General features: G+C 63.1%; 21 protein-coding genes, 7 pseudogenes and 2 other annotated features. Of the genes and pseudogenes, 14 read left to right on the forward strand and 14 right to left on the reverse strand.

Translation table 11 applies throughout. The annotated features are described in order from the left end of the window. Positions 1-20: 20 nt before the first annotated feature. Positions 21-338: a transposase gene (locus BKA03_RS03025; RefSeq protein WP_083972172.1), complete on the reverse strand. Its 318-nt coding sequence runs from the start codon at positions 336-338 to the stop codon at positions 21-23. Positions 339-457: 119 nt separating this feature from the next. On the opposite strand from BKA03_RS03025, the gene BKA03_RS03030 reads away from it, so the two are divergent. Next, on the forward strand, positions 458-1,258 hold the full coding sequence (locus BKA03_RS03030) for a FadR/GntR family transcriptional regulator (protein ID WP_238579498.1): 801 nt from the start codon (positions 458-460) through the stop codon (positions 1,256-1,258). Positions 1,259-1,288: 30 nt separating this feature from the next. On the opposite strand, the gene BKA03_RS03035 is transcribed toward BKA03_RS03030, so the two are convergent. The 3 genes and pseudogenes from BKA03_RS03035 to BKA03_RS15155 form a co-directional block, all read right to left on the reverse strand. Next, positions 1,289-1,492 carry a hypothetical protein gene (locus BKA03_RS03035; protein WP_152649662.1) on the reverse strand — a complete coding sequence of 68 codons (204 nt, stop codon included), beginning with the start codon at positions 1,490-1,492 and terminating at the stop codon, positions 1,289-1,291. A 39-nt stretch (positions 1,493-1,531) separates the two neighbouring features. Beyond that, positions 1,532-1,585 (reverse strand): annotated as a pseudogene (locus BKA03_RS15500) (hypothetical protein); the annotation flags it as partial. 6 nt (positions 1,586-1,591) lie between these two features. After that, a complete protein-coding gene (locus BKA03_RS15155; RefSeq protein WP_257020375.1) occupies positions 1,592-1,714 on the reverse strand; it encodes a hypothetical protein in 123 nt (40 codons plus the stop codon). Positions 1,715-1,945: 231 nt separating this feature from the next. On the opposite strand from BKA03_RS15155, the pseudogene BKA03_RS03040 reads away from it, so the two are divergent. Further along, positions 1,946-2,143: pseudogene (locus BKA03_RS03040) on the forward strand (transposase); the annotation flags it as partial. Positions 2,144-2,405: 262 nt separating this feature from the next. On the opposite strand, the gene BKA03_RS03045 reads toward BKA03_RS03040, so the two are convergent. Together BKA03_RS03045 and BKA03_RS03050 are read right to left on the reverse strand one after the other, a co-directional pair. Then, a protein-coding gene (locus BKA03_RS03045; RefSeq protein ID WP_179397684.1) for an IS3 family transposase occupies positions 2,406-3,670 on the reverse strand; the annotation gives its coding sequence in 2 pieces (ribosomal slippage) (positions 2,406-3,385 and positions 3,385-3,670; 1,266 coding nt in all). Beyond that, positions 3,258-3,389, reverse strand: a sequence feature (AL1L pseudoknot). (Overlaps the previous gene by 132 nt.) Before the next feature lie 49 nt (positions 3,671-3,719). Then, complete coding sequence (locus tag BKA03_RS03050; protein WP_152649648.1) at positions 3,720-3,959, reverse strand: transposase; 240 nt, start codon at positions 3,957-3,959, stop codon at positions 3,720-3,722. Between the two features lie 70 nt (positions 3,960-4,029). On the opposite strand from BKA03_RS03050, the pseudogene BKA03_RS03055 reads away from it, so the two are divergent. Further along, positions 4,030-4,735 (forward strand): annotated as a pseudogene (locus BKA03_RS03055) (IS256 family transposase); the annotation flags it as partial. Between the two features lie 576 nt (positions 4,736-5,311). On the opposite strand, the gene BKA03_RS03060 reads toward BKA03_RS03055, so the two are convergent. Both BKA03_RS03060 and BKA03_RS03065 read right to left on the reverse strand, forming a co-directional pair. Continuing rightward, positions 5,312-6,487, reverse strand: a complete 1,176-nt coding sequence (locus tag BKA03_RS03060; RefSeq protein WP_062076250.1) for a mannitol dehydrogenase family protein — start codon at positions 6,485-6,487, stop codon at positions 5,312-5,314. Between the two features lie 2 nt (positions 6,488-6,489). Further along, positions 6,490-7,962: a xylulokinase gene (locus BKA03_RS03065; protein ID WP_062076251.1), complete on the reverse strand. Its 1,473-nt coding sequence runs from the start codon at positions 7,960-7,962 to the stop codon at positions 6,490-6,492. Positions 7,963-8,032: 70 nt separating this feature from the next. On the opposite strand from BKA03_RS03065, the gene BKA03_RS03070 reads away from it, so the two are divergent. The 6 genes from BKA03_RS03070 (at position 8,033) to BKA03_RS03095 (ending at position 13,971) form a co-directional block, all read left to right on the forward strand. After that, a complete protein-coding gene (locus BKA03_RS03070) occupies positions 8,033-8,731 on the forward strand; it encodes a FadR/GntR family transcriptional regulator (RefSeq protein ID WP_062076252.1) in 699 nt (232 codons plus the stop codon). 199 nt (positions 8,732-8,930) lie between these two features. Next, positions 8,931-10,253 carry an ABC transporter substrate-binding protein gene (locus BKA03_RS03075; RefSeq protein ID WP_083972120.1) on the forward strand — a complete coding sequence of 441 codons (1,323 nt, stop codon included), beginning with the start codon at positions 8,931-8,933 and terminating at the stop codon, positions 10,251-10,253. Between the two features lie 87 nt (positions 10,254-10,340). Continuing rightward, entirely contained in the window at positions 10,341-11,252 is a 912-nt protein-coding gene (locus tag BKA03_RS03080) for a carbohydrate ABC transporter permease (RefSeq protein WP_218855981.1), read from the forward strand. Continuing rightward, the gene (locus BKA03_RS03085) at positions 11,249-12,115 is read left to right on the forward strand and encodes a carbohydrate ABC transporter permease (protein ID WP_238579489.1); all 867 of its coding nucleotides are present in this window, start codon (positions 11,249-11,251) and stop codon (positions 12,113-12,115) included. Before BKA03_RS03080 ends, BKA03_RS03085 begins: the two co-directional genes overlap by 4 nt. Positions 12,116-12,170: 55 nt before the next feature. Beyond that, positions 12,171-12,929 (forward strand): SDR family NAD(P)-dependent oxidoreductase, encoded by a 759-nt coding sequence (locus BKA03_RS03090; RefSeq protein WP_062076255.1) that lies wholly within the window; start codon positions 12,171-12,173, stop codon positions 12,927-12,929. Between the two features lies 1 nt (position 12,930). Next, on the forward strand, positions 12,931-13,971 hold the full coding sequence (locus BKA03_RS03095; protein ID WP_062076256.1) for a Gfo/Idh/MocA family protein: 1,041 nt from the start codon (positions 12,931-12,933) through the stop codon (positions 13,969-13,971). Positions 13,972-14,416: 445 nt separating this feature from the next. On the opposite strand, the gene BKA03_RS03100 is transcribed toward BKA03_RS03095, so the two are convergent. The 4 genes and pseudogenes from BKA03_RS03100 to BKA03_RS03115 all read right to left on the reverse strand — a co-directional run. Beyond that, positions 14,417-15,685, reverse strand: coding sequence for an AGE family epimerase/isomerase (locus BKA03_RS03100; RefSeq protein WP_062076257.1), 1,269 nt, complete (start codon positions 15,683-15,685; stop codon positions 14,417-14,419). A gap of 147 nt (positions 15,686-15,832) precedes the next feature. Beyond that, positions 15,833-16,833: pseudogene (locus BKA03_RS03105) on the reverse strand (IS256 family transposase); the annotation flags it as partial. Positions 16,834-16,838: 5 nt separating this feature from the next. Then, positions 16,839-18,146, reverse strand: a complete 1,308-nt coding sequence (locus BKA03_RS03110) for an ISL3 family transposase (RefSeq protein ID WP_062076312.1) — start codon at positions 18,144-18,146, stop codon at positions 16,839-16,841. Positions 18,147-18,245: 99 nt separating this feature from the next. Further along, positions 18,246-18,503 (reverse strand): annotated as a pseudogene (locus BKA03_RS03115) (transposase); the annotation flags it as partial. 387 nt (positions 18,504-18,890) lie between these two features. Here BKA03_RS03115 and deoC point away from each other — a divergent pair. The 3 genes from deoC to BKA03_RS03130 all read left to right on the forward strand — a co-directional run bounded on the left by deoC (position 18,891) and on the right by BKA03_RS03130 (position 21,243). Beyond that, the gene (deoC, locus tag BKA03_RS03120) at positions 18,891-19,595 is read left to right on the forward strand and encodes a deoxyribose-phosphate aldolase (protein ID WP_238579495.1); all 705 of its coding nucleotides are present in this window, start codon (positions 18,891-18,893) and stop codon (positions 19,593-19,595) included. Positions 19,596-19,601: 6 nt separating this feature from the next. Continuing rightward, complete coding sequence (locus BKA03_RS03125; RefSeq protein ID WP_062076308.1) at positions 19,602-19,784, forward strand: hypothetical protein; 183 nt, start codon at positions 19,602-19,604, stop codon at positions 19,782-19,784. 397 nt (positions 19,785-20,181) lie between these two features. Continuing rightward, positions 20,182-21,243 carry an IS110 family RNA-guided transposase gene (locus BKA03_RS03130; RefSeq protein ID WP_062076310.1) on the forward strand — a complete coding sequence of 354 codons (1,062 nt, stop codon included), beginning with the start codon at positions 20,182-20,184 and terminating at the stop codon, positions 21,241-21,243. 149 nt (positions 21,244-21,392) lie between these two features. On the opposite strand, the gene BKA03_RS03135 is transcribed toward BKA03_RS03130, so the two are convergent. Next, positions 21,393-22,681 (reverse strand): IS3 family transposase gene (locus tag BKA03_RS03135; RefSeq protein ID WP_152649667.1). Its coding sequence is split into 2 segments (ribosomal slippage): positions 21,393-22,408 and positions 22,408-22,681, totalling 1,290 coding nucleotides; the frame shifts between segments, so codons are not numbered across the junction. After that, positions 22,278-22,409: a sequence feature (AL1L pseudoknot), on the reverse strand. (Overlaps the previous gene by 132 nt.) 62 nt (positions 22,682-22,743) lie before the next feature. On the opposite strand from BKA03_RS03135, the pseudogene BKA03_RS15800 reads away from it, so the two are divergent. Both BKA03_RS15800 and BKA03_RS03145 read left to right on the forward strand, forming a co-directional pair. After that, a pseudogene (locus BKA03_RS15800) lies at positions 22,744-23,019 on the forward strand (IS3 family transposase); the annotation flags it as partial. 4 nt (positions 23,020-23,023) lie between these two features. After that, positions 23,024-23,508 (forward strand): annotated as a pseudogene (locus tag BKA03_RS03145) (transposase); the annotation flags it as partial. Positions 23,509-23,711: 203 nt separating this feature from the next. Here the strand turns inward: BKA03_RS03145 and BKA03_RS03150 are convergent. After that, entirely contained in the window at positions 23,712-24,830 is a 1,119-nt protein-coding gene (locus tag BKA03_RS03150) for a ferrochelatase (protein ID WP_062074684.1), read from the reverse strand. Positions 24,831-24,862: the final 32 nt, after the last annotated feature.

A 24,862-nucleotide genomic window follows, 5' to 3' on the forward strand; every position in this document is an offset into this window, starting at 1 on the left:
CATGCCCGTCTGGATGCGGATCACCTCTTTGGTCTAGAAGGGCCCAAGCGACCCTCCGCGCTCTTCTTCCACACCCGGATCTCGACCGCAGCCTCACCGAGGGCTTGGGTCAACTCCGTGACCTCGTCCTCGAGTTGCTGCTCATGGGTCGAGGGCTTCGATTCGCCCGCCTCGATACCCGCCTTTCCTCCCTCAAGGAACTGGCGCTTCCAATTCCCAATCGCCTGCTCCGAGAACTTCTCGCGCCGGGCGGCCTCGGCGACCGTGACCTCGCCCTGCAACACGGACAACACGATACGGAGCTTCTTCTCCGCCGGGATCGTCGGGGGACGACTCATGATGATTCAGACCTTTCAGTTAGGGCGTTGCATCAGCAACTAACTACCCCTGCCACATAGTCTGACGCGCGACAACCGTCCACCAACCGGGGTCCAGGCCAATCTGATAGTGTATTGGTGTGGCGGTTAACGAGGTAAACGAGGCTGACTCGGGCATTCCGCGGGCGTTGTCTTCACGCGGACTTCACGGTCAGGTGCTCGACCGCATAGGCCTCGCGATCTGTTCGGGCGAGGTCACGCCGGGTAGCGTGCTGAAGATTTTTGAACTCGAGCGGGACTACGGAGTTTCACGTTCGGTGATGCGTGAAGTGCTCAGAGTGCTTGAAGCGCTCGGTCTAGTTGCTTCGCGTCGGCGTGTGGGTGTCGTGGCGTTGTCGGCGACTGCGTGGAATCTGTACGACTCTCAGGTCATTCGCTGGCGACTTGCATCCCCTGCCCGTATTGCTCAATTGCGCTCGTTGACGGAGTTGCGTCTAGCCGTCGAACCCGAGGCGGCACGGCTCGCCGCCGTTCGCGCTCCCCTCATCAACGCGGGCGGCCTCATGGGCCTGGCCGGCAAACTGTGGGTCGCGGGGGAAGCCGAAGATCAGACCGACTTCGTACAGTTGGACATCCAATTTCACCGTCTGGTCCTTTCGAGTTCCGGCAACGAGATGTTCGAACGGTTGAGCGCGGTAGTAGCGGAGATGCTCGGCGGGAGATGGACCTATGGTCTGGCGCCCAGGCACACGCACCTCGAGGCGCTTCAACTCCACGTGGATGTCGCGAGCGCCATTCAACGCGGGGTGCCTGACGACGCGCACGACGCGATGAAGTCAATCATGCAGCGCACCATGCACGAGGTGAACTCGATCGAGGGGTCGTCGGCCGATGGTGCTGAACTGCATGAGGTTCCGCAAGGCGTTCTGCTGTCCGAGTAGTTTTGTGGGGCGGCTGACCCACGACAACGCTCAGGCGATGCGGCCCAAGACCAGCCGCCCCCGCTGCTCGCTTCCGGTAGCGACGGATCCGGTCGGCGCAGTGTCGGAGCCGGTCGCCAGGTGCCCGTCCGACAGTTGCGAGGTGTCATCCGCAATGGAGATGAGTCCCTGATCGTGGGTGGAGATCAGCGCGGTCATTCCCCGCGTGGCGATGACGTCCCTCAACAGAGCCATGATGGCCGCCCCGGTGTCGGCATCCAGCTGGCCGGTAGGCTCGTCGGCGATCAGCAACTTGGGGTTGTTCGCCAGCGCACGGGCGATCGCGACGCGTTGTTACTGGCCCCCGGACACTTCCGCCGGTCGCTGATTGACGTGCTTGAACACGGCCACATTCTCGGCCGCCGGTAGCATCGGCACCAGACCCAAGGTCTGGCCTTGACCCTGGTTGGTGGACACGGGGTTATGCGGCTTGTTGAACGGCTGCGGTCTGGTTGCATTGTTGCATTTCGAACGTGACGGGGCTGATCTGGCCGAGGGTGGAGTGGCGTCGACGCCGGTTGTAGCGGTCCTCAATCCAGGCCCCGACGGCTAGTTTTGCACCCTTCTTCGTGGCCCAGTGGGCGGCCTAGGTTTTTCGGACGGTGGGCCCTCTTAAAATGAGGGCGCTACTGAAAGAGAGATCGCAGGATGAGTGCGTCACGACGACGGTTCACGCAGGAATTTAGGGATGAGTTGTGTCTCGAGGTGATCTCGACCTCGAGGCCGGTCAGGGAAGTCGCGGAGGGCTACGGCGTTGGCACGGAGACTCTTCGGAGTTGGTTGGTCAAGTATCGGCAAGCCCACGGTGGCACCGAGACGGAATTGACCGCCCCGGAGCGGCCCCGGCCGGAATCTGTTAAGTCAACTGAGACGGTTGTGGTCAGTTCATTTGGGGTTCGACCTTGGGCTGGTTGATCCAGGACTGGGTGGGCATTACCGGCGGGTGCGGTCGGTGGCCGAACCGCTCGGGATGGGCGTGGTAGGCGGCGGTGAGGGTGTTCTGTTGGTCCTGGTCGATCGCGTCGGTGGTGCCGAAGTGGACCGAGGCCGGGGTGTGCCAGGCGATCGCGGAGTGGCGGTGGATGTAGTTGTATGAATCGCCCCGGGTTTAGTGGAGGGTGAGTTCTCCCAGGAGCGGCTGCTCCTGGGTCGTGTTCTCACGGTAGTACAGGTCTTCCATCTCGATCGGGGTGAGGTATCCGATCGAGGAGTGCAGCCGGTTTTCATTGAACCAGTGCACCCAGGACAGGGTTGCGTATTCAAGCTCGTCAGCGGTGCGGAACGGGCCGTCGATTGTCACGCACTCGGTTTTGTAGAGCCCGACGACGGTCTCTGCGAGGGCGTTGTCGTAGGAGTCCCCGACGGTCCCGATCGACGCGATCGCTCCCACGTCTGCGAGCCGTTCCGAATAGCGCAGCGCGGTGTATTGAGCTCCCGCGTCCGAATGCTGGATGACGCCGGCGACGTCCTGACCGGCTCGCTCTCGCACCCATAACGCCATCTCAAGCGCATCAAGGGGCAAGTCAGTGGGCATTCTCGACATCGTCCGCCACCCGACGATCCGGCGCGAGAACACGTCGGTGACGAACGCGGTGAACGCCATACCCGACCAGGTCGGAACATAGGTGAAGTCCACGACCCACAGTTCGTTGGGACGCTCGGCGCGGAAGTTGCGTTGAACGTGATCCGGCGGACGCGTCGCCGCAGCATCTGGTCTTGTGGTGATGAACTGCTTGCCACGACGCGTTCCCCGCAGTCCCTGAACACGCATCAGGCGTTCCACGGTGCACCGAGCGACCTCGACCCCGTCGCGGTGCAGCAAGCGCCACACCTTACGGGGGCCGCTGATGCCTCGGCCGCGGTTGCGGTCCCAGAACACCGCCTCGATCAAGGAGGCAACTTCCCGGTCACGCACTGAACGCGCCGAGTCGGGACGGTTCCTGGCGGCGTAGTAACCCGACGGGGCAATCCGGCACCCGTGCTCGGTGAGCACCCGGCAGATTGGCTCGACCCCGAACCGTGAGCGATGCTCATCGATAAAGGCCACTAGAACGGAAGTCGCGGGTCGAGCTCCCGCGCGAAGAAAGAAGACGCGGCAAGCAAGATCTCGTTCGCGCGTTTAAGTTCTCGCACTTCTCGCTCCAACGCCTTGATCGTGGCCGCGTCCGTCGTCGTGACACCGGCAACCTCTCCGGCATTGATCCGGGCCTGTTTCACCCAGCCACGCAGCGTGTCTGAGTTCACTCCGACCCGATGACCGACACGGACCACGGCCGCGTTCATCGACAGCGACGTCTCCTGCGACATCGCTTCTCTCACAAGCCGCACGGAACGCTCCCTGAGCTCCTGCGGATACTTCCTCGGTGCTGGCATGACTCCCATCCTTTCGGGGAATCAGACCCTCCACCAAACCCGGGGCGATTCACACCGCATCACGTCCGCGAGCCCACTCGCGGATCTGGGACTGGTACAAGCCCTCACGACGCAACACCGCAGCCTTGTTGCCGCGCGGTGCCGCCTCATACTCCGCGGCCACCCTCGCCCGGTAGGCCGCCATGAATGAGCGCCGGACCGGACGAGCCGCCGCATCTACGACTACTTCTCCTGGGCTGGCCAACGGATCATTTTCGGCACCGGGAAGAGCTGGACTGTTGCTACTCACGAAGCTGTCTCCTGTCACCACCCCCAACGGTGAACCCGGGGGCTCCGGGGTGTCTCACTACAGCCTGACAGGGAGGGGCGTGGGCGCGGTCGTCATGGTCGCCACCGGTGTGAACGCCGACGGCAGGCGTGAAGTGCTGGGCATGTGGGCCGCGACCGCGGAGACCGGGCCCGCATGGAACGAGCTGTTCGCCGATCTGGTCGCCCGCGGCCTCACCGGTGTGAAACTCATGACCTCGGACGCGCACGCGGGCCTGGAGGACGCGATCAAAGCGAACCTGCCCGGAGCCACATGGCAACGCTGCCGCACCCACTACGCTGTGAACCTGATGAGCGTGACCCCCAAGAGCATGTGGCCCGCCGTGAAGGCGATGCTGCACTCCGTTTACGACCAACCTGACGCGAAGGCTGTCCGCGCCCAGTTCGACCGCCTCCTCGACTACGTCGACGGACGCCTGCCCGACGCGTGCGACCACCTCGACGCCGCCCGCGCCGCCATCCTCGCGTTCACCGCCTTCCCCGAAGGCCTCTGGTCGCAGATCTGGTCCAACAACCTTGGGCGAACGCCTGAACCGGGAAATCCGCCGCCGCACCGACTCCGTCGGAATCTTCCCCAACAGGGACGCCATCATCCGCCTTGTCGGCGCGGTCCTGGCCGAGCAAACCGACGAATGGGCCGAAGGACGCCGCTACCTCGGACTCAACATCCTCGCCAAGAGCCGCCTGCACCTCGTCACCGGGGCCAGCCCCGACCCCGACAAGGAGGTGGAAACCACCCCGCAAAAGCGCTCAGCGCCTAACCCCAACACCTCGAGGAGAAACCAGCGCTACACCACTACCAGGGATTTGACCGACGGATACTCGGACACGTGGTCACGGACCAGGCGCACCGCCCGGTCACGAACAACAGGATCAATTCTCTTCGGCATGACATACATCCTTCCATCTCACAAGGATGCGGCACCAAACCTGAGGCGCTTCAAACACCCTTCCTCAGAAGGTGTCCACCAAACGGGGACAAGGCCAGTCTCGGGTTCGGCGCAGGGAGCCGCGACCGCGACCGGGCTTGCGGCGGTGCGAGGCCGTGTCGTCATCGTGGGCGTCCATGACGCTCCTCGAGAATTCGATCTGCGCCGCATTTTCTGGCGTGAACTGACGGTCATCGGCACGCGGGTGTACGAGCGCGAGGACGTCGAGACTGCCGCGGAGTTGCTGAAGTCACTAGACACGCTTGACCAGTTGGTGACCGGGACCTATCCGCTCGAGCAGATCAATGACGGCGTCAGCGCGATGCGCGCTGGGGTTGCGATGAAGGTGCTCATCATGTCCCCGGCGCGCACCGCGCATTGACGGCTAAGCCTTCGCGAGCGCGTCCACCTCGGGAAGTTTCGCGAGCGCAAGCACTACGAGGGGGTGATCTTCGGCGAGACCGGTAATCGACGCAAGTGCGCCGCCCTCACCTCGCTCGTCGATGAGTTCGGCAAGCCGCACCGCTGACGGGTCTGCCGGGTTGCGGTGGCGCAACGCTGCGGCGATTCCGACGGCGATGGCATCGGCCGACACACCCTCGTCGAGCGCGGCTAGCCCCGCGCCGACGAGCCGGTCCTCACGGCCCAACTTTCTGATCGGATCGGCCGTCTGCCGGTAGAGCGGGTCGACGATGGTCTCGTCACGGAACTTGGCCAGAGAGCGCATCGCGTAATCGCGCTGGTCATCGCGGTCATAGCCATGGCGCTTGACCATCGTCTCGCAGGTCTCCTTGTAGACCTCATCGATCAAGTCCGCAAGCACAGCGTCGTTCGCCGCCTGCGACAGCAACTCGTGTCCGCGCAACCAGCCGAGATACGAGATCAGCGCGTTGCCGCAGTTGTAGGTGTACATCTTCCGCTCGAGCGCCGTCGAGAATCCCGCGATCGGTGAGACCCCGGGGATCTCGGGCAGCCCTCCGACCAACGCATCGCCATCGACCGGCAGATCCCAGTAGTCCTGGGCCTGGACCGCGAGCGGGTCCGCCTCAAGCTGCTTCTTCGTCCCGGCGATTCCAGACCGAAGGATCGTCGACTCGGCGATGCCGATCACTTCGTCGAAGATCCGACGGTCGTCGTCCGCCAATTCAAGCGCAATGGCGTCACGGAGAGTGGCTGCTGCAGCCCGCCAGTTTTCGCACACAACGATGTTCAGCGGCTCGCGCGTGGAGACGAAGCGGTTGCACAATGCTGGCGCGATCGTCTTCGCCACGCTGGCGAGGTTGGCTCCGCCCACGCTCACGAAGGCGACGGCCGCTTCGACAAGCAGCGTGCGGGTGGCCGCATCGTCGGCCGTAACGGCCGTCACGTTCGTCACCAGCGAATCCTTTTCGGGTGCTCCGAGGATGTGTATGTGGTATTGTTTACGGTCCGCGAGCAGGCCGACGATGCGAGCATCGACGTCCACGAACGTCATCGCGAAGCCCGCGTCCGCCAGGAGATTTCCTAGGAACCCTCGAGATATCTTTCCCGCTCCATATACAACTGCACGTTGTTCCGCCATGATCAGCCTCTCGCTCGTAGTCGGTGCAGGGTCTCGACCAGACTGGGATACAGCCCGGTGAAGTCGGCGGCGATGGCGTCGTAGCGCTCGCTGTCCTGGGGGCATGGTTCGAACACGTCGGCAGCGTGGACCATGGCGTCGGTCGCCTCATGCACATCCGCGAATATGTTGACACCGACGGCCGCAGTTATTGCGGCACCCAGTGACGAACTGTCCGGCTCAACTGTCGTGATGATCGGAACACCAAGAACGCTCGCTTTGACACGGTTCCACCCGGCCGAGCCCGCGGTTCCGCCGGTCGACCGCACTGCCCGTATCGAGTCGGAAGGAATCATGCGTAAAATCGCGCGGAGATTCAACGCGATGCCTTCGACCATCGCACGGACGATGTGGTCGGCGCCGTGGGTCGCGCGTAGCCCTACAAGAGCTCCTGATGCGCTCGCGTCCCATATTGGGTTGCGCTCGCCGTAGAGATACGGCATGAAGAGCAGACCGTCCGCTCCGGTCGGGGTGGCAGACAGGGCGGCATCGATGTCAATATTGCGCCCAGCGGTCCGCGTCATCCAGTCGATTGTCGATCCGGCATTGGAGGTCACCCCGTATACCGTGTAAAGGTCCGTGTCGACACCGTGGAACGGAACACTTATCACGTCGAAATCCCGCCGTGGCCCGCCCGTGACGACTCCGACGTGTTCGGAGGTTCCGCCCACGTCGAATGCGTTGCCGAGCGAGAGCGAGCCGATGCCCAGAAGGCTCGCGTTGAAGTCGTTCCAGCCGACGGCGACCGGAGTGCCGACCGGCAGACCTGTACGTTCCGCGACCGAGCGCAGGAGGCCTCCCGGGCTGACAGTGCCGTCGACGAGGTCCGGAATGAGGTTGGGGAGGTCGAGAGCGTCCAAAGCGCGCGTCGCAATCTGTCCATCGGGCTGTGCTACGCCACGCCAACTCGACGGGTCGCTCACCAAATTGCCGGTCAGAGCGTGAACGATGATGTCCTTGGGTTGCGCAAGATGCGCCGCTGTCGCGAACTCGCGCGGTAGTGCTTGCCGCAACCATTGCATACGGGCGAGAGGCCATGCCGGCCCATCAGGGAGCCACGTCCGCAGTTCTCGTGCCAACTCGGCGCGGTCGACTTTCTGCCAAACCTCGGCGGCGGCGGCCTCGGACCTGCCGTCCTGCCACGTCACTGCGGGATGAAGTTCCTTGTACTGGGAGTCGAGGAGTACTTGGGTGCCGATCTGTGCGCTGAGCCCGATAGCCATAATGCGCCATGCGGCAAGCGAGCCCGCCAGCGTGGTGAGCGCGTCGAGTACCGCCTCACGCCAGTCGTGGGGCGACTGAGACGCCGCGCCATTGGGACCGAGGTGCGTGGGATAGGCCACGCGAGCACGTGCAATGCACGCTCCGCGTAAGTCAAAGGCCGACGCCTTGCACGATGACGTGCCGACGTCGATCCCGATCACTGCATCCTGCATGTGGGCCTCCTGGACCAAATGTTACACCAACCATATGGGTGGTCGTCTAGTGTCAGGACAGGGAGGAAACATGATCACGAGGAGCAAACTGCGGGATGCAGTGGTATCTGCGCTGCTTGAGCGCATCGACTCCGATGGACTCATGCCTGGGGATACGCTGCCGCCCGAGAGAGAGATTGCCGCCGAGTTGGGGGTGAGTCGCACCGTTGTCCGCGAGGGCCTCGCCGCGCTCGAGATACAGGGGGTACTCGAACTCGTGGCGGGACGCAGGCCGACCGTGGTCCACGATTTCGAGAGGGCGTTTGCGAGTACGCTCGGTCACGCGGTGGCATCCGACGCCGGTCGCCTGCGTGAACTGACGGAGATGCGAACGATTGTCGAACCCGCGGCTGCGGACCTGGCCGCGCAGCGTGCGACGCCGACGGATATCGACGCCATGCGCCGATCAATCGATGCCATGCGGAGCAACCTCGACAGGCCTGAAGGCTTCGTGGACGCGGACATCGCGTTCCACGAAGCGCTTCTCTCCGCTGCTGGGAATGGCCTCCTCGCGGACATGATGAGGCCATCGGCGGCGTTGCTTGCGTTGAGCCGCCGTCGGAGTTCAGGCGTGCGCCGTCCGCCAGCGGATGCCCTCTCCGAACATGAGATGATTTTTGATGCCATCGGTCGAGGCGACCGGCGAGCGGCGCGTGCGGCTTGCGCGCAGCACCTCGATGCGACGCTGCTGGATTTGGAGGCTTCCAACCACGAGACATGGCCGTCGTGATCACTCGCGGCCCAGATCGACCCGACACGTGCATCTATGCGGGACACCATGCCCGTGTCATCTCAATAATCCGCGATTGGGATTGACTAAGTCATACTTTATTGACTAACCTCGAACTGTGAGGTGATGCAAAGGTGCATCGGATGTGCTGTCGGGCGGTACATGATCACTCACTGGAGGAGACAACGTGAATATTAAGATGAAGCGCAGGTCCCGGTACGCCGCGGTTTCCCTAACGGCCGCACTGATCTTGAGTGCATGTAGCAGTGGCCCTAGCAGTAGCAGTGGCCCTAGCAGTAGCAGTGGCCCTAGCAGTAGCAGTAGTTTAAGCGGCCAAACCATCAACCTCAGTCTTTCGCATCACGCGTGGACGACATCACTTCAGACGTTCATCGGAGACTTCACGACTGAGACCGGGATCAAGGTTGACGTAAATGTGTACGACGATGCGCAGCAAGCAACGCTCTATAACGTCAAGCTCAACGCTGGCAGTTCCGACATTGACGTACTCATGTTCCGACCCCTGCAAAATACGCAGCAGTTCACACAGAACGGCTGGTTTGCGGACCTCACGAAATACGTGAACGCGAGCACCGACTGGAACTGGAACGATTTTTGGCAGTCCGCTCGAGACTCGGTGACGGTCAACAACAAGATTATCGGTGTTCCGTTGGTAAGCGAAACCGGGGTGCTCTATTACCGCAAGGATCTGCTCGCGGAGACCGGGATGCCCTACCCCAAGACTATGGATGACCTGAAGGCGGTCGTGGCGAAGATCCACGAGTTGCACCCGGATATCTTCGCCTTTGCCGGTCGCGGTGAGGTGAGTGCGGCGGTGACGCAGTTCTCCAGCTTCCTGTACAGCATGGGTGGCAACTGGACTGACGGCAAAGGCAACTCGACGATCAATAGCGATGCCGCGAAGGCTGCATACAAGCTGTATGGCGGACTCATCCATGACTACGGACCACCCGGAGAAACGGACATGAACTGGCCCCAGGTCATGGGTCTACTTCAGCAGGGTCTGGTCGCGTTCTATCCTGAAGCCAGTTCGAACTATGACAGCGCAGTCGACCCGACACAGTCGAAGGTTGCCGATCAGATTGGCGTCGGCCCGATTCCCGCCGGTCCTGCAGGTTCAAAGCCGTACAACATCACGGCAATGGCCTTGGGTATCAGCGCGTTCTCGAAGCACAAGGATGCGGCATGGGCGTTCATCAAGTGGGCGACCAACCAGGCCAACAGCCTGACGATTCAGGAGGCTGGCGTGCCGGGTGCACGCACTTCAGTCTGGAACGACCCTAAAGGAACCTCGACTCTCGCCCCCGATCTGCTGGCGACGATTCAGGGTAACTCCAAGATCGGTGTGGGGTACGACCGCCCACAGGTGGTGAATGTCGACCAGGCTCGCCAGATTGTCGGAGCCCCGATCGTGGCTGCGATCCAGGGCGGCGATTCTAATGCCGTAGCGGATCAAGCCAACTCCGACTTCCAGGCGCTTCTCGACGGCCAAGCCAAATAAAACACAGGGCCCATGTGCTGGCGGGTCGCGGCAGTAGCGCTGCGGCCCGCCAGCACATTCCGTCAAAGGAGAGACGAGATAGAGAAGATGTCTTCACCAGTCATTGCGTGGCGCGCCGCCATCAGTCTGTGGGTGAACCGCAACCGCAAGTGGATTCTCAGTGGCCCCGCGATCGCGTTCATCGTGCTCCTGCTCGTCATACCTCTCGGCTATACGCTGTACCTGAGTTTCACCGATGCGGGTAGTTCGCTGAGGGCAAGTTTCCACTTCACCGGGCTCGGCAACTACACCAACGTCCTCACCGATACCCGACGATTCTGGCCAGCGGTCTACCGTACTGTGTTGTTCACCGTCGGTGCCGTATCCGTAGAGATGCTGCTCGGAGCCGCGATCGCACTATTGTTGCGCCGCGAGTTCCGCGGCCAGGGCATCGTGCGCGTCATCATTCTCATGCCCTTGGTAGCGACCCCGGTAGCAGTGGCGATGCTGTGGCGGCTGATCTTTGAACCCACAATCGGATTCGCAAACGAGTTTCTGAGGTTCTTTGGACTCCCCGGGAGTGAGTGGTTGTCCAGTCCGAGCACGGCGCTTCCCACCTTGATGTTCATCGATGTGTGGCAGTGGACGCCGATGGTGGCGTTGCTCCTTCTCGCCGGTCTCACCACAGTTCCGGAAGAACCCGAGGAGGCTGCGCGCGTGGACGGGGCGAACGTCTTTCAGCGATTCTGGTTTGTCACGCTTCCGCTGATGCGCAGCGTGGTCTTCGCAGCGCTTATCTTGCGGTCGGTCGAGGCGTTCAAGACTTTCGACATTCTGTATGCGACGAAGGGCGCAGGCGGTGGCTCTATGCACGAGGCGGAGACCATCAACATCTATGCCTACGGCATCAACTTCAGCGACAACCGCTATGGACTCGCGTCCGCTGTTTTGGTGGTGTTCTTCATCATGGTGCTTGTCCTTGTAACGCTTCAGATCGTCGCGCGAAGGAGGGGGCAATGACCCGGCGTGCTCGGGCAGCAACGCTCCGGGCCTCCCGGCGCAGGGGGATGCGTCCCTCGCGGGCGTACAACGTGTTCCGCGTGATCGCGCTCGCGTCCGTCGTCGTCGTCTTCATCTTTCCCCTCGTTTGGCTTGTGCTCGCGTCGCTCAAGACCCAAATAGATATCTACGACCCGAGCAAGACTTTCATCTTCAGCCCGACGCTCCATAACTTCAAGACGGTCTTCGGGGCCCAGGCCTTTCTGCCGTTCTTCCGTAACAGCCTAATCGTCGGTGTCGTGTCGACGGCACTGTCGCTGGTATTTGCGGTACCAGCGGCTTATGCGATGTCCCGTTTCAGCATGACCAAGTCATCCATAATGGTGCTGCTCGCTCGTGTGATTCCGAGCATCAGCCTCATCGTTCCCTGGTACTTCCTTTTTGCCAAGATAGGGATGGTTGGTGGATATGGCGCAATGATCATTTCGCACATGTTTCTGTCGGTGCCTTTGATGGTGTGGATCTTGATTTCCTTCTTCGACACTTTGCCGATCGAACTCGAAGAGGCCGCACAGGTTGACGGACTGACTCCGATCGGCGCATTTGTGAGGGTTAGTTTGCCGTTGTCGATACCGGGCATCGCGACCGCCGGGATCCTGGCGTTTATTTTCTCGTGGAACAACTTTCTGTTCTCACTGATCTTGTCCGGATCGAACACGAAGACATTGCCCGTCGCCATCTTCAACTTCATTGGTTACGCGAGCATTGATTGGGGCGGCCTGATGGCGGCGAGTGTCTCGATAACGGTTCCGATCATTGCCATCGCAATGTTCTTCCAACGATATGTGGTGTCTGGCCTCACCGCCGGCGCGACCAAGGGCTGACGCGCGTACCGCGCCATGCCCCCTAAACATTCCAGAGAACAAGGACAAGCCTCATATGCACAATCGCGTTGACTTCACACTCGCTGAGCGGGTGGCACTCGTGACCGGAGGAGCAACCGGGATCGGCCTTGCGGCAGCGACTGCGCTACGCGAATTCGGCGCAACGGTGTACATCGGCGGGCGCCGCGAGGACATCGGCGAAGAGTCAGCTCGCCGCATCGGAGCCACGTATGTGCACCTAGATGTCACATCTAGCGACTCTGTCGATGCGGCGGTGCGCAGCGTGGTGCAAGAGCATGGTCGGCTGGACGTTTCGGTGCACAGCGCGGGCGCGCGACTCAACAAACCCGCAGAGGACACCACAGACGAGGAGTGGCGCATGGTGTTCGACACGAACATCGATGGGGTGTTCCGCTGCTGTCGGGCCGCTGGCCGCGTGATGCTTGAGGCAGGTGGTGGGTCGATCATCAATGTCGCATCCATGTCTGCCCACGCCGTCAATCGTCCACAACGCCAGGCCGCGTATAACGCGTCCAAATCCGCAGTCATTCAGTATACCAAGTCTCTAGCGGGCGAGTGGGGCGACCGTAACGTGCGTGTGAACTCCATCTCACCCGGCTACACGGAGACGGCGATGACGGCACTGTCGCGGGCGAAGCCAGAGATGGTCGACGCGTGGTTGTCCAAGACGCCTCTAGCCAGGTTTGCGAAGCCCGAGGAGATCGCCGGTGCGGTGGTGTACCTTGCCTCGAAGGCGAGTTCGTTCGTGACGGGTTCGGACATCGTGGTCGACGGCGGATACACGGTGTGGTGAGATGACGCAAATCCGTACGGCCATCGTGGGATTCGGCCTTTCGGGACAAATCTTCCACGAACCAGCACTCGCCGCCAACCCAGCATTCGAAATCCGGGCAGTGGTCACGTCCAGTCACAAGCGCTCAACAGTCGCGCGGGCTCGCGGCTACGACGTTGTCGCCAGCCTCGATGCCCTGCTCGACGGGTCGCGTGACCTCGATCTTGTGGTCGTGGCAACACCGCCAGCTACGCACATTGACAGTGTGAGCGTAGCGCTGTCACATGGGTTGAACGTGGTCACCGACAAGCCGTTCGCCACGAGCGTGCGCGCGTGCGAGACGATGATCGACATGGCGAAGAGCGCTGGTCGTCGACTCTTTGTGTATCAGAATCGTCGGTGGGACGGTGACTTTCTCACTCTCCGGAAGGTGCTGGCCGACGGCGCCTTGGGGTCTATCTTTCGCTTCGAATCGAGCATGGAAAAGTTCAGTGGTGCCCGCCTCCGTGCGCCGTGGCAGGAGGGCGTGGGTCGAGCCGAGGGCGGTGGAGTGATATTCGATCTGGGTAGCCATCTTGTGGACCAGGCATTGCAGTTGTTTGGACCCGCGAGACTCATGAGTGCGCACGAGAGTCACGTATTTCCTGGACGCTCGAGCGAAGATGATGCGGCGTTGAGTCTGCTCCACGCGTCTGGAGTACGCACGCACCTTTCAATGAGCCGCAGTGCGCGTGCCGCACCGGCCCGCTTTCGCGTGCTAGGCACTGAGGGTGCTTTCGTGGTCGCGGAGGCCGACGGCCAGGAGGACTACATTAAGGCCGGAGGGGCAGTGACGGACAGCGCCTACGGTGTCACATCCGAGCGTGACTGGGGCGTGCTCACGACCTCGGGAGGCACACGTCGCGTTCCCACGGAACGCGGCGCCTACCCGGATTTCTACCGCGGCGTCGCCGAGGCAATCGTCAACGGCACGCCGGGTCCCACAGATCCAGTTGAGTCCTTGGAAGCGATCCGCATCATAGATGCGGCGCACGGCCTATTTATATCTCAGGCTGCGAAATAGCTATTTGCCCACGTGCGGCACTTTTGAAGGGACGTGAAAGGGGCTCATCGCAATCCAGGGTGTAGTTGGGGTCTGAAGCCTCCGGTTTCGAGGACGGATCGGGTGATGTAGTTGGTGAGGTTGCGGAAGAAGCCGAGTGCGGAGCCGCGGAGGTGTTCGAGGCGTCTGTTGAATCTCCTATGTTTGTCAAGTGGTGGCGATTCAGTCCACCAACCGGGGACAAAGCCAGACACCCCGCCTCCGTCACCCCCGTGTCGATGGTCACGGTCCGCCCACCCTCCTCATCCGCGACAACATCCCACACATGGAACTGGGGAAGATTGAACAAACGCGACACCGCCGCCGGGTCGCCAGTATTGTGAAACACGCTCGTGGTCCTGTTTCCTCGGGGTATGGACAACGCCCAGCCTGCCTCAGGGCGACGAGCCCTCACAACAGGCACCCATCACGCGGAAGTTGAAGAGCCGTCATACGAGACCGGCGCATCGAGTTTGCCGAGCGCAAGTGCTGCCGCCAAGGAAGGACGTAAGGGCAGTCGCGGGACCAGAACCGCATGCATGATGTGGTAGATGTCCGGCTTGCCATCCCAGACCACGTTTGACGGCTCGCTGTCGACATCCAGTTCCTGCCACCATGACCCACTCTGAAAGTCCATCATGCGGCGCCGGGAGTAATCCCAGAACTTCTGATACCAGTTCTCGTAGTCATCGTTTCCGGTCGCTGCGAAGAGTGCGTATGCGCCGCCGATGGCCTCGGTGATCACCCAGCGGATGCGCTCCCGGACGATGGGCTGCCCCTCCCAGTCAACGGTATAGACGAACCCCTCCTTGCCATCCGGCTCCCACGCGTCACGCAAGGCCGCTTGGAAGAGCCCCTCTGCATCAACTAGCAGCCACGTCGGAGGTGTCTCGCCGAGTTCCTGGAGTTCCGCACGCAAGTGCAGAAGCAGGCGTGCCCATTCCATCCAGTGGCCTGGTGTTGAGCCGAACGCACGGAATCGATGGATAGGGTTCTCTTTGTTGTAGTCAGGCAGGGGCGTCCAGTCCGTGGTGAAGTGCTCATACACACGATACGAGTTACCGCGCGCATGCTCATGGATGAGGCGCGTGGCGATCGACATTGCTTTGTCGAGCAACTCTCGCTTGCCAAGTACGCCGAAAGCGGCGAGGTACGCCTCGACAGCGTGCATGTTGACGTTGCCCCCGCGATACGGCTCCGAGACCTCGAACCGACGGTCCCAAGACTCGCGGGCCATTCCTTCCTCTTCGGCCCAGAAGTACTTGTCAGTGACCTCAAGCGCCTCGGTCAGGAGTTCGAGGCCGCCCGGCCGGCCTGCCGCCACTGCGCCTGCCGCGCCGAGCACAACGAAAAATGTGGGGTACCCGGACTTCGTATCGTCGACCGCGCCCTCGGGCTTGGCAGACGTGTACCAGCCCCCATTCTCGTCGTCGTGGAAGTGCCCCTTAATTGCTGCGATCGCATGGTCGACGAGGTCAGACGCTCCAGGCCGACCCATCAGCGCGGCGAGGGAGTACACGTGTGCCATGCGGCCATTGATCCAGAGGTACTGAGGTACCGAGTCATCGCGTACGCCGTAATTGTCGAGCCATCCGAACCCACCATTGGGGTTGACAGCTGCCCGGGCAAAGTTGAACACTCTGTCCGCCTCGTTCTCAAGCCATCGTTGGTGAGCCGAGGTGCCGATCCACTCCATAAGAGCATCCCTTCCATGTGATATAGGCCATCATGTCAGTCGTATGCCAGCCGACAAGGACTTTAGATATGACGTTAGTCGGGCTGTTCGACCTGGTCAAGTCCATTTGCGTGGTGTAGGGCGTTTGCCGTGTGATTCTTGGATTTGTTAGGCGCTGAGGGCGCCGAGTTCGGTGGTCGGTTCCTCTCTTTCGGTGGTGACGAGGGTGAGGCGGGAGCGGCCCAGGACGTCGAGGCCGAGGTAGCGGCGGCCTTCGATCCATTCGTCGTGTTGTTCGGCCAGAACCGCGCCGACGAGGCGGATCAGGGAGGCGCGGTCGGGGAAGATGCCGACGACGTCGGTGCGGCGGCGGATGTCACGGTTGAGGCGTTCTTGAGGGTTGTTGGACCAGAATTGTCGCCACAGTTCCTTCGGGAAGTCGGTGAACGCGAGCACGTCCGTGCGGGCGCCTTCGAGGTGGGTGGCGACGGGGGGAGTTTGTCTTCGAAAGCGTGCAAGACCCGGTCGAACTGGGCGTGCACGGATGTGGCGTCGGGCTGGTCGTAGACGGAGTGGAGCACGGTCTTCACCCATGGCCAACCGGACTTCGGGGTCACGGACATCAGGTTCGCGTCGTAATGGGTGCGGCACCGTTGCCAGGTCGCGCCGGGCAGGGTAGCCCCGATCGCGGACACGAGACCGGCGTGCGCGTCGGACGTGACGAGTTTCACGCCGGTCAGGCCGCGTGCGGTCAGGTCGCGGAAGAAACCCAACCAGCCTGCACCGTCTTCGGCGCTCGTGACCTGCAAACCCAGGATTTCACGATGTCCGTCTGCGTTGACCACGGTTGCCAGGAGTGCGTGGACGTTCACGACGCGGCCGACCTCACGCACCTTCAGCACCAGTGCGTCGGCTGCGATAAACGTGTAGGGGCCGCCGTCCAGGGGGCGGGTGCGGAACTGCTCGACTTGTTCGTCAAGGTCACGGGCCATGATCGACACCTGCGACTTCGACAGGCGGGTCACGCCCAAAGACTCGACGAGTTTCTCCATCCGCCTGGTCGACACCCCAAGCAGGTAACACGTCGCCACGACGGAGGTCAGGGCAGCCTCAGCACGGCGGCGCCGCTCAAGGAGCCAGTCCGGGAAGTACGTGCCGGTGCGTAACTGGCTCTTCACAATTGAGCGTGTAGCAGGGGTCTGAAGCCGCCGGCCTCGAGCAGAGCGCGGGCAATGTAGTTGCTGAGGTTGCGGAAGCCGAGCGCTGAGCCGCGGAGGTGTTCGAGGCGTCCATTGATCGCTTCTGTGGGGCCATTGGAGGTGCCGGGGCGGTCGAAGTACGCCAGGATGTCGTGGGCGCGGGTGTTCAGGGTGCGGCCGAGCCTGCGTAGTTCGACCAGGGCAGTGGGCACGACGGTGCGCAAGGACTCGATCAGTGCGGCGAGGTCCTGTCGGGCGGCTGCACGGTCGGTGTCACGGTAGGCGGTGATCATGCGCTGGTAGATGGCCCAGGTTGCTTCAATCTCGACGTGCTCGTCGGTGTCGAACAGGCGCTCGATCCTGACCCATTGGTGGTCTGTGAGTAGCCCGGCCCCGGTATGGAGCGTCCTCCTCGAGGTGTAGAGCGGGTCGTCGGCTCGTCCGCGATGACCATGGAGTTGCTGTTGGGTGCGCCTGCGGCATTGGTCGAGTGCTTCGCCTGCGAGGCGGACCACATGGAAGGGGTCCATCACGGCGACGGCCTGCGGAAGTTCCTCGGTGGTGGCGGTCTTGAAGCCCGTGAAGCCATCCATCGCGACCACCTCGATTTCGTCGGCCCATGGCGGGGGTCGCTCAGCCAGCCAGGTCTTGAACACCTGTTTCGAGCGGCTAGGGACCATGTCGAGTAGCCGGGCCGGGCCGGTCTTGTCACGCACGGGGGTGAGGTCGATGATGACGGTGACGTACTTGTCACCGAACCTCGTGTGACGCCACACGTGCTCATCGACTCCCAAAACGGCGACACCGTCGAAGCGGGCTGGGTCGTTGATGAGCCGCCGGTGCCCTTCGGTAAGGACCGCGTCGTTCGCGGTGTTCCATGCCACTCCCAACCCCGCGGCGATACGCGCGACGGACAGGTGGTCGATGACGAGGGCGCGCAGCGCCCACGCCAGCCCACCACGAGAGACCTTCGCGCGGGGCTCGGCGGCTGCGGACGTGTCTTGCGACCAGAAGCGCCCGCACAGGGTGCACCGGTAGCGGCGCACCCGCACCTGCAGCGTCGTGGGCCTGCCACCGAACGGTTCATGAGCGAGTGTGCGGGAGTCGGTGCCCAGTCGGCGACCCAGACCACCACAGGACCGACACTCGTCGTCGGCATCGGTGACGCGGCACTCGAGCACCGCCCGATCTGGTCGGAGGCGTTGGCTCACAGCCACGAGCCCGGGCTCGTCTAGGCGGCAGAACGTGGTCAGGTTGGGCACGCCGAAGGTAACGTGGAACAAGTCGAGGTCCTTCAGATGGTGAGTGTCAGAACTTCCATCCTGGGGGACCTCGACCCCCACCCCCAACCACTCACACCCCGGTCAGCACACCCTCAATTGTGAAGAGCCGCGTAACTTCGGGATCGCGACATCGAGGGTGCCGGTGCGGGTGCCGAAATCGCGGTGACGGTAGCCGTTGCGGGAATTGACCCGGCCGGGCGACAACTGGCCGTATACGGCGCCGCAAACAGCTTCCGCTTCAGCCGACATCCACGTGTTGATAAACGTCGTGAGCATCTGCCGCATCAGATCCGGTGAGGCCTGCTCGAGTTGTTCGGACAGGAAACGGGAAGGGTCGATAAAGGGGGGCGCGGTCATCGCGTGTACTCCTTCGAAGAGACTTTGAATCGGTCTTTCCAAGAATCACGCGGTGGCCGCCTCACACTCGTGCAACACGCCCATCAACACCGGGCCTTACACCACGCTATTGGACGCAACCGAGCCGCTTTGTTACCACGCCGATACTCCAACGCCAACTTCTTCGTTACCGCCTTGCGTTCACTCAACGTCAGCCACATGGACAAGACCTACCGACGCTGACTCACCGACACCGCCAGGCGCGCATTATCAAATGATTCTTCGATACCTACTACGCGCGCACTTTCCATGAGTCAACGCGCCAGGTTGACAAACAGGGGCCACCTGTGCAATCTTCTATTTGTCTATTCTCGTCCGCTCAATTCGACGACATCACAGAGGAGCATCGTGACAAACACCACGACCATCCCGACGTACCGGGGCCGCACGTACGAGGACATCGCAGGCGCGATTGATCACTCCCTGTTGCGCCCCGAGTTGACCCTGGCCGAGGTGGAGGCCGGGTGCGCCATCGCCGCGAGATACCGAACTGTGAGCGTCTGCTGCCGGCCCGTCGATGTGACGTTCGCGCACGGACTACTTACCGGTACGGACGTCGCCATAGGCACCGTCGTGTCGTTTCCGCACGGAAACTCCACGACCGCCGTTAAGGTTGCCGAGACTGCGGAAGCCGTCGCGAATGGCGCCACCGAGATCGACGTGGTCCTCAGTATCGGCTTGCTGCGCTCTGGTGAGTTCCAGCGGGTGCAAGATGACATCGCAGCCGTCGTCGCGGCCGCCGACGGGCATTTGGTGAAGGTGATCCTGGAAAATGCCTATCTCTCCGACGCCGAGAAGGTGTCTGCCTGCCATCTGGTCGAGTCCGCTGGCGCCGACTACGTCAAGACGTCCACCGGTTTCGCCCCCTCAGGCGCCACCTTGGACGACCTCCGGCTCATGCGTGCGAGCGTCGGACCACAAATGAAAGTCAAGGCTGCGGGCGGGGTACGGACCCTCGACGCGATGATTGACGTGCTTGACGTTGGCTGCAGTCGCAATGGTACCATCGCGACCGCGGTGATCCTCGACGACTTCGTCGCGCGCGCGCGCTGATCACTGATGGCCCGCTACCTCGGACTGGGCATCGGCGGCACCAACGTCAAGACGGCGGTCGTCGAAGACGGCCCTGGTGGCTCGCTTCAAGTGATCGACACGACCAGCGAGTCCACGCTCGCCGACCGCGGGCCGCAGTCAGTGGTGGAGCGCGTGGAACGGGGCGCATCGCGGCGCTCGGCCCGATAGAGGCGGCTGGGGTGATGCTGCCCGGAACGTTTGACGCGCTGCGCGGGACTGCCACGTTGATCCCGAACCTGCCCGGTCTGTGGGTGGGGACCCCGGAATCTGAATCGCCTGTAAGTCTTTCCTTGGCTGGCCTGGGGCTGGCTGGCAGGGTTGGTGTTGGCGCTCCTGCTCGATCGTGACTCGTGAATCGCCTGGCCTCCGCGTTGCGGAGTGCTCTGCCCGGGATCTGTCCGTTCGAGCAGGGGGCCGACGCCGACCCGGCCCACTGCGGGCCTGATAAGAAGCCTGCCCGACCGTTCCCGGTTGTGGCCCGTTACAGGACTGCCTCGGAGTGACCTTCACCCGGGTCGACGCCGACCTTCGGCGACGTCACCCAAAGGAAAGGATCACCGTCACCATGACCATCGTCGCAAACACCTACACCTATGTCGTTGGTGCGGACACCCACTCGCGCACGCATACCGTCGCGGTCGTCAACGCCGCGAACGGCGCGTTGGAGACCGCGACCACATTCCCCACGACCGCGGCTGGACTGAAACGTGCGGTCTCGTGGATCGCCAAACGCACCGGCGGGCTCGCCGATGTGCTGGTCGTAATCGAGGGCATTGGGTCCTACGGCGCCGGCCTGGCTCGCTGCTGCGCGCAGGCCAGCTACCGTGTTGTGGAACCCTTCCCGACCGCCCGTCGCCTTCGCTGCGGTCGGGGCAAGAGCGACGAGTTGGACGCGGAACTGATCGCCTGCTCCGTGCTGTCGGCCGACACCACCCAACTGCGGGAACCGCGCGAGGACTCCGGGATCCGTGCGGCATTGCGCGTGCTCGTCACAGCTCGCGATCTGGTGAACGCGGAGCGCACGCGCGAGATCAACGCGCTAACCGCACTCCTTCGCACCGTCGATCTCGGCATCGACGCACGCCGCCCACTATCCAAGGCCCAAATAGTTCAGATCGCTGCCTGGCGGTCGCGAAGCGAAAACATTGCGACCGCGACCGCGCGCAAGGAAGCGATTCGCCTGGCGCGCCGTGTTCGCGACAGTGACGATGAGCTTGCCGCCAATCGCGACGAAATGACCTCGCTGGTTCAGGCCAGCGACGGGGTGCACCTACTCGATGAGCCCGGAATCGGGCCGGTCAATGCCGCCGTCATCATCGCGGCATGGTCACACGCTGGGCGAGTGCGGTCAGAAGCCGCTTTCGCCGCTCTCAGCGGATCGAGTCCCGTTCCCGCGTCATCCGGGAACACCACCCGGCATCGACTCAACCGCGGTGGCGACCGCCGCTTGAACCGTGCACTCTCATCGATCGCGCTCACCCGCATGGCGCACCACCCAGCGACTCGCGCTTACGTCGACCGCCGTCGCGCCGAGGGCCGCACCACGAAAGAAATCCGCCGCAGCCTCAAGCGCTACATCGCCCGCCAAATCTATCGACTGCTCGCCCAGACTGCCACAACTGCTTGACAAGACATAGAAGCATCCCGGGTTTAGTGGAGGGTCTGCTTCCCCGAAAGGATGGGGGCCTTGCCGCTACCTAAGGAAGTATCCGCAGGAGCTCAGGGAGCGTTCCGTGCGGCTTGTGAGAGTGAAGCGCCCCAGGTTCTCTGCCGCTCCTATGCGGGTTGCGGCTCTCGGTTGAGGGTCGCGTAGTGAGCTTGCTCGAACTCGGCCGGTGGAACGTAGCCGAGGCTTGAGTGAAGCCTACGAGTGTTGTACCAATCGACCCAGCCGGCGGTCGCGAACTCGACGTCCGCGATCGTCCGATACGGGCCCTCGTGGAACACGGTCGTGCGGATGCACTCGGCCTTGTAGAGCCCGTTGATCGTCTCCATCAGCGCGTTATCGTACGCGTCGCCGACGGACCCGATCGAGGGCGCGATGCCGTCGAGGGCGAGCTTGTCGGTGTAGGCCAACGAGACATATTGAGACCCGGCGTCCGAATGTGCTCGGAGCTGCTGCGGGAGGATCGGGTGGCCTTGGCGGCCGCGTTCCCAGAGGCCCATCCGCAGGGGGATCATCACCAGGTCGACGTGCTTGGTGGTCTGCGCATGCCACGCGACGATGCGCTGAGAGAACACGTCCACGATGAACGCGACGTAAACCCACCCGGCCCAGGTGCGGCAGTAGGTGAAGTCCATCACCCAGGTGTGATCCGGCTGCGGCGCGGTGAAATCCCGATTCAGCAGATCCCCGGCACGGACCCCGTCCTTCGCGGGGATCGTGGTGCGCACGCCCTTATCGCGGCGCACGCCCGACAGTCCGAGGACACGCATGGCCCGGTCGACCGCGCCTGTGGATGCACCAGGGATCGTGGTGCGGCGGATCAACGCGGTCATCTTCCGCCGCCCGTACAACCCCTCGGGAGTCATCTTGCGGCGCAGGGAACCATCGGGTGTGGGCACGTGCGTCCACGCGGTGTCACGGACCGCGTCGACGACATGCGCGTCTGTGACCGTGCGGACCGCGACGTGGCCTCCTCTCCACGCACGATAGGTGCGCGCGGCGACCTGGCAGCCCTGCTCACGCAGAACCCTGCAAGTCGACTCGACCGCGTGCCCCTCGGCTCTCATCGTGTCGATGAAACCCATGATCATCGATTGCGGGGGTCGAGCTCCCCCGCGAAGAAAGTTGTCGCCGCCCGTAGAATCGCAACGTCTTCGCGCAGCCGGCTGTTCTCCGACTTCAGACGCTTGATCTCCGCGTGCTCAGCGGACGTAACCCCCTCCCGAGAGCCGTCATCAATATCGGCTTGCAGCACCCACCGCCGCACGGACTCGTGGCCCACCCCAACCTGGCGGGCCACTGCCGCCGACGCGGCCGTCAACGAGGGATACTCCGAGCGGTGCTCACGCACCAGCCGCACCGCACGGTCACGGAGGGCAGGATCGATCTTCTTTGGCATGACATACATCCTTTCAACTCAAAAGGATGCGGCATCAAACCTAGGACGCTTCAGAGTCGTTCTTCGCAACCCTGAAGACCGAGTTCTACTACCGCAGGGTCTGGCTCACGAAGAAGAGCGCGAAACTCGCCGTCGGGGCCTGGATTGAGGACCGCTACAACCGGCGTCGGGGCCACTCCACCCTCGGCCAGATCAGCCCCGTCACGTTCGAAATGCAACAATGCAACCAGACCGCGGCCGTTCAACAAGCAGCATCACCCCGTGTCCACCAACCGGGATCAAGGCCATCCCAGGCATCACGCGGAAAGTCGAAGGTTGCGTCCAATAGCGTGGTGTAAGGCCCGGTGTTGGACGCAACCCGACGCGAACCTGATGTCCGTGACCCCGAAGTCCGGTTGGCCATGGGTGAAGACCCTGCTCCACTCCGTCTACGACCAGCCCGACGCCACATCCGTGCACGCCCAGTTCGACCGGGTCTTGCACGCTTTCGAAGACAAACTCCCCCCGTCGCCACCCACCTCGAAGGCGCCCGCACGGACGTGCTCGCGTTCACCGACTTCCCGAAGGAACTGTGGCGACAATTCTGGTCCAACAACCCTCAAGAACGCCTCAACCGTGACATCCGCCGCCGCACCGACGTCGTCGGCATCTTCCCCGACCGCGCCTCCCTGATCCGCCTCGTCGGCGCGGTTCTGGCCGAACAACACGACGAATGGATCGAAGGCCGCCGCTACCTCGGCCTCGACGTCCTGGGCCGCTCCCGCCTCACCCTCGTCACCACCGAAAGAGAGGAACCGACCACCGAACTCGGCGCCCTCAGCGCCTAACAAATCCAAGAATCACACGGCAAACGCCCTACACCACGCAAATGGACTTGACCGTGAACAATCGGTGGCCTCCGTGCACAGTCGGCGAAGGCCACTCCGCCCGGCGGCTTGCGCTTCCGCGGCGCGTCCTCGCGGGTTACCACCGTGGCGGTTCACGCCTTGCCCTGACCTGTCGGTCTGGCAGGCCCCGCGCGTTGCCACGCCTACGCGCTCACCGCTGGCACCGTCGGAAGCTGGGCATGGGCGCCGCCACAGCATCCCGCCGCGCAGAACTCCGCCCAGCGCGTGCCGGCGGCCAGGTCACGGCCCGCGGCCAGATGCGCCTGCACGAGGTCGGCAAGTCCGGCGACGAACGTCGGGTGGGTCCCCACGGTCGGCACCCGAACCAGGTTGATGCCCAGCTCGCTCGCGGTGCGGGCGGCATCGGTGTCCAGGTCCCAGAGCACCTCGATGTGGTCCGAGACGAACCCGATGGGCACCACCACCGCGGTCAGGGTCCCGTCCAGTGCTTCCTCGCGCAGGGCGTCGTTGATGTCCGGCTCGAGCCACCGCACACGCGGCGAGCCGGAGCGGGACTGGTAGACCAGGCGCCACGGCAACGGCTCCTCGCCGGTAACAGCGGCAACCCCGGCGATGACGGCGTTCGCCACCTCACGGTGCTGCGCCGAGTAGAGGTCCACCTCGCCCGGCTCCGCGGCTGGTCCGGAGGCAGTCGCGTCGGCCAAGGGGATGGAGTGTGTAGTGAACAGCACCCGCAGGCCCTCGCGTTCGCTGCCGGACACCGCTGCGGCGAGCAGCGAGACCGTCGTCTGGACGAATTCGGCCCGGTCGAAGGCGGGTCGCACCTTGGCCACCTGCATCCGGTCCCCGATCCCCGTGCTGCTTAGCGCCTCGGCGAGGTCCTCGCGGTACTGCCGGCAGGAGGAGTAGGAGGAGTACTGGCTGGTGGCGAACGCCAGCACACGCCGGCAGCCGGCCGTGTCGAGTTCGCGCAACGCCTCATCGATGAACGGCGGCGAGTTGCGGTTGCCCAACACGAGGGGAATCGTCACGCCGCGTCGGTTGAGCTCGGCGCGCAGGGCGGCAAGCAGGTTTCGGTTCTGATCGTTGATCGGGCTGCGGCCACCCATGCGCAGGTAGTGCTGATGAACCGCCTCGAGCCGGTCGTGCGGGATGCCCCTCCCGGCGGTCACCCGCTCCAGGAACGGCATGATCTCGTCCGGTCCCTCCGGTCCACCGAAGGAGGCGAGAAGTAGGGCGTCATACCCGCCGCTCACTGCAGCACCTCGAGCACCGGAATCGCGGGTCTCGCCTGCGGTCATCGGACGTTGGCTAGCGGACATGAGATGAGCTC

This window comes from Demequina lutea (assembly GCF_013409005.1).
Taxonomy (GTDB): Bacteria; Actinomycetota; Actinomycetes; order Actinomycetales; family Demequinaceae; genus Demequina; species Demequina lutea.

What these genes read in the sequence shown, in the direction of transcription:
- BKA03_RS03100 (WP_062076257.1), bottom strand. Translation starts at nt 15,685, where the DNA reads ATGGAGTGGATCGGCACCTCGGCTCACCAACGATGGCTTGAGAACGAG.
- BKA03_RS03060 (WP_062076250.1), bottom strand. Translation starts at nt 6,487, where the DNA reads ATGGCGGAACAACGTGCAGTTGTATATGGAGCGGGAAAGATATCTCGA.
- BKA03_RS03080 (WP_218855981.1), top strand. Translation starts at nt 10,341, where the DNA reads ATGTCTTCACCAGTCATTGCGTGGCGCGCCGCCATCAGTCTGTGGGTG.
- BKA03_RS03150 (WP_062074684.1), bottom strand. Translation starts at nt 24,830, where the DNA reads ATGACCGCAGGCGAGACCCGCGATTCCGGTGCTCGAGGTGCTGCAGTG.
- BKA03_RS03130 (WP_062076310.1), top strand. Translation starts at nt 20,182, where the DNA reads ATGACCATCGTCGCAAACACCTACACCTATGTCGTTGGTGCGGACACC.
- BKA03_RS03085 (WP_238579489.1), top strand. Translation starts at nt 11,249, where the DNA reads ATGACCCGGCGTGCTCGGGCAGCAACGCTCCGGGCCTCCCGGCGCAGG.
- BKA03_RS03025 (WP_083972172.1), bottom strand. Translation starts at nt 338, where the DNA reads ATGAGTCGTCCCCCGACGATCCCGGCGGAGAAGAAGCTCCGTATCGTG.
- BKA03_RS03065 (WP_062076251.1), bottom strand. Translation starts at nt 7,962, where the DNA reads ATGCAGGATGCAGTGATCGGGATCGACGTCGGCACGTCATCGTGCAAG.
- BKA03_RS03035 (WP_152649662.1), bottom strand. Translation starts at nt 1,492, where the DNA reads ATGGCTCTGTTGAGGGACGTCATCGCCACGCGGGGAATGACCGCGCTG.
- BKA03_RS03075 (WP_083972120.1), top strand. Translation starts at nt 8,931, where the DNA reads ATGAAGCGCAGGTCCCGGTACGCCGCGGTTTCCCTAACGGCCGCACTG.
- BKA03_RS03095 (WP_062076256.1), top strand. Translation starts at nt 12,931, where the DNA reads ATGACGCAAATCCGTACGGCCATCGTGGGATTCGGCCTTTCGGGACAA.
- BKA03_RS03070 (WP_062076252.1), top strand. Translation starts at nt 8,033, where the DNA reads ATGATCACGAGGAGCAAACTGCGGGATGCAGTGGTATCTGCGCTGCTT.
- BKA03_RS03090 (WP_062076255.1), top strand. Translation starts at nt 12,171, where the DNA reads ATGCACAATCGCGTTGACTTCACACTCGCTGAGCGGGTGGCACTCGTG.
- BKA03_RS03125 (WP_062076308.1), top strand. Translation starts at nt 19,602, where the DNA reads ATGGCCCGCTACCTCGGACTGGGCATCGGCGGCACCAACGTCAAGACG.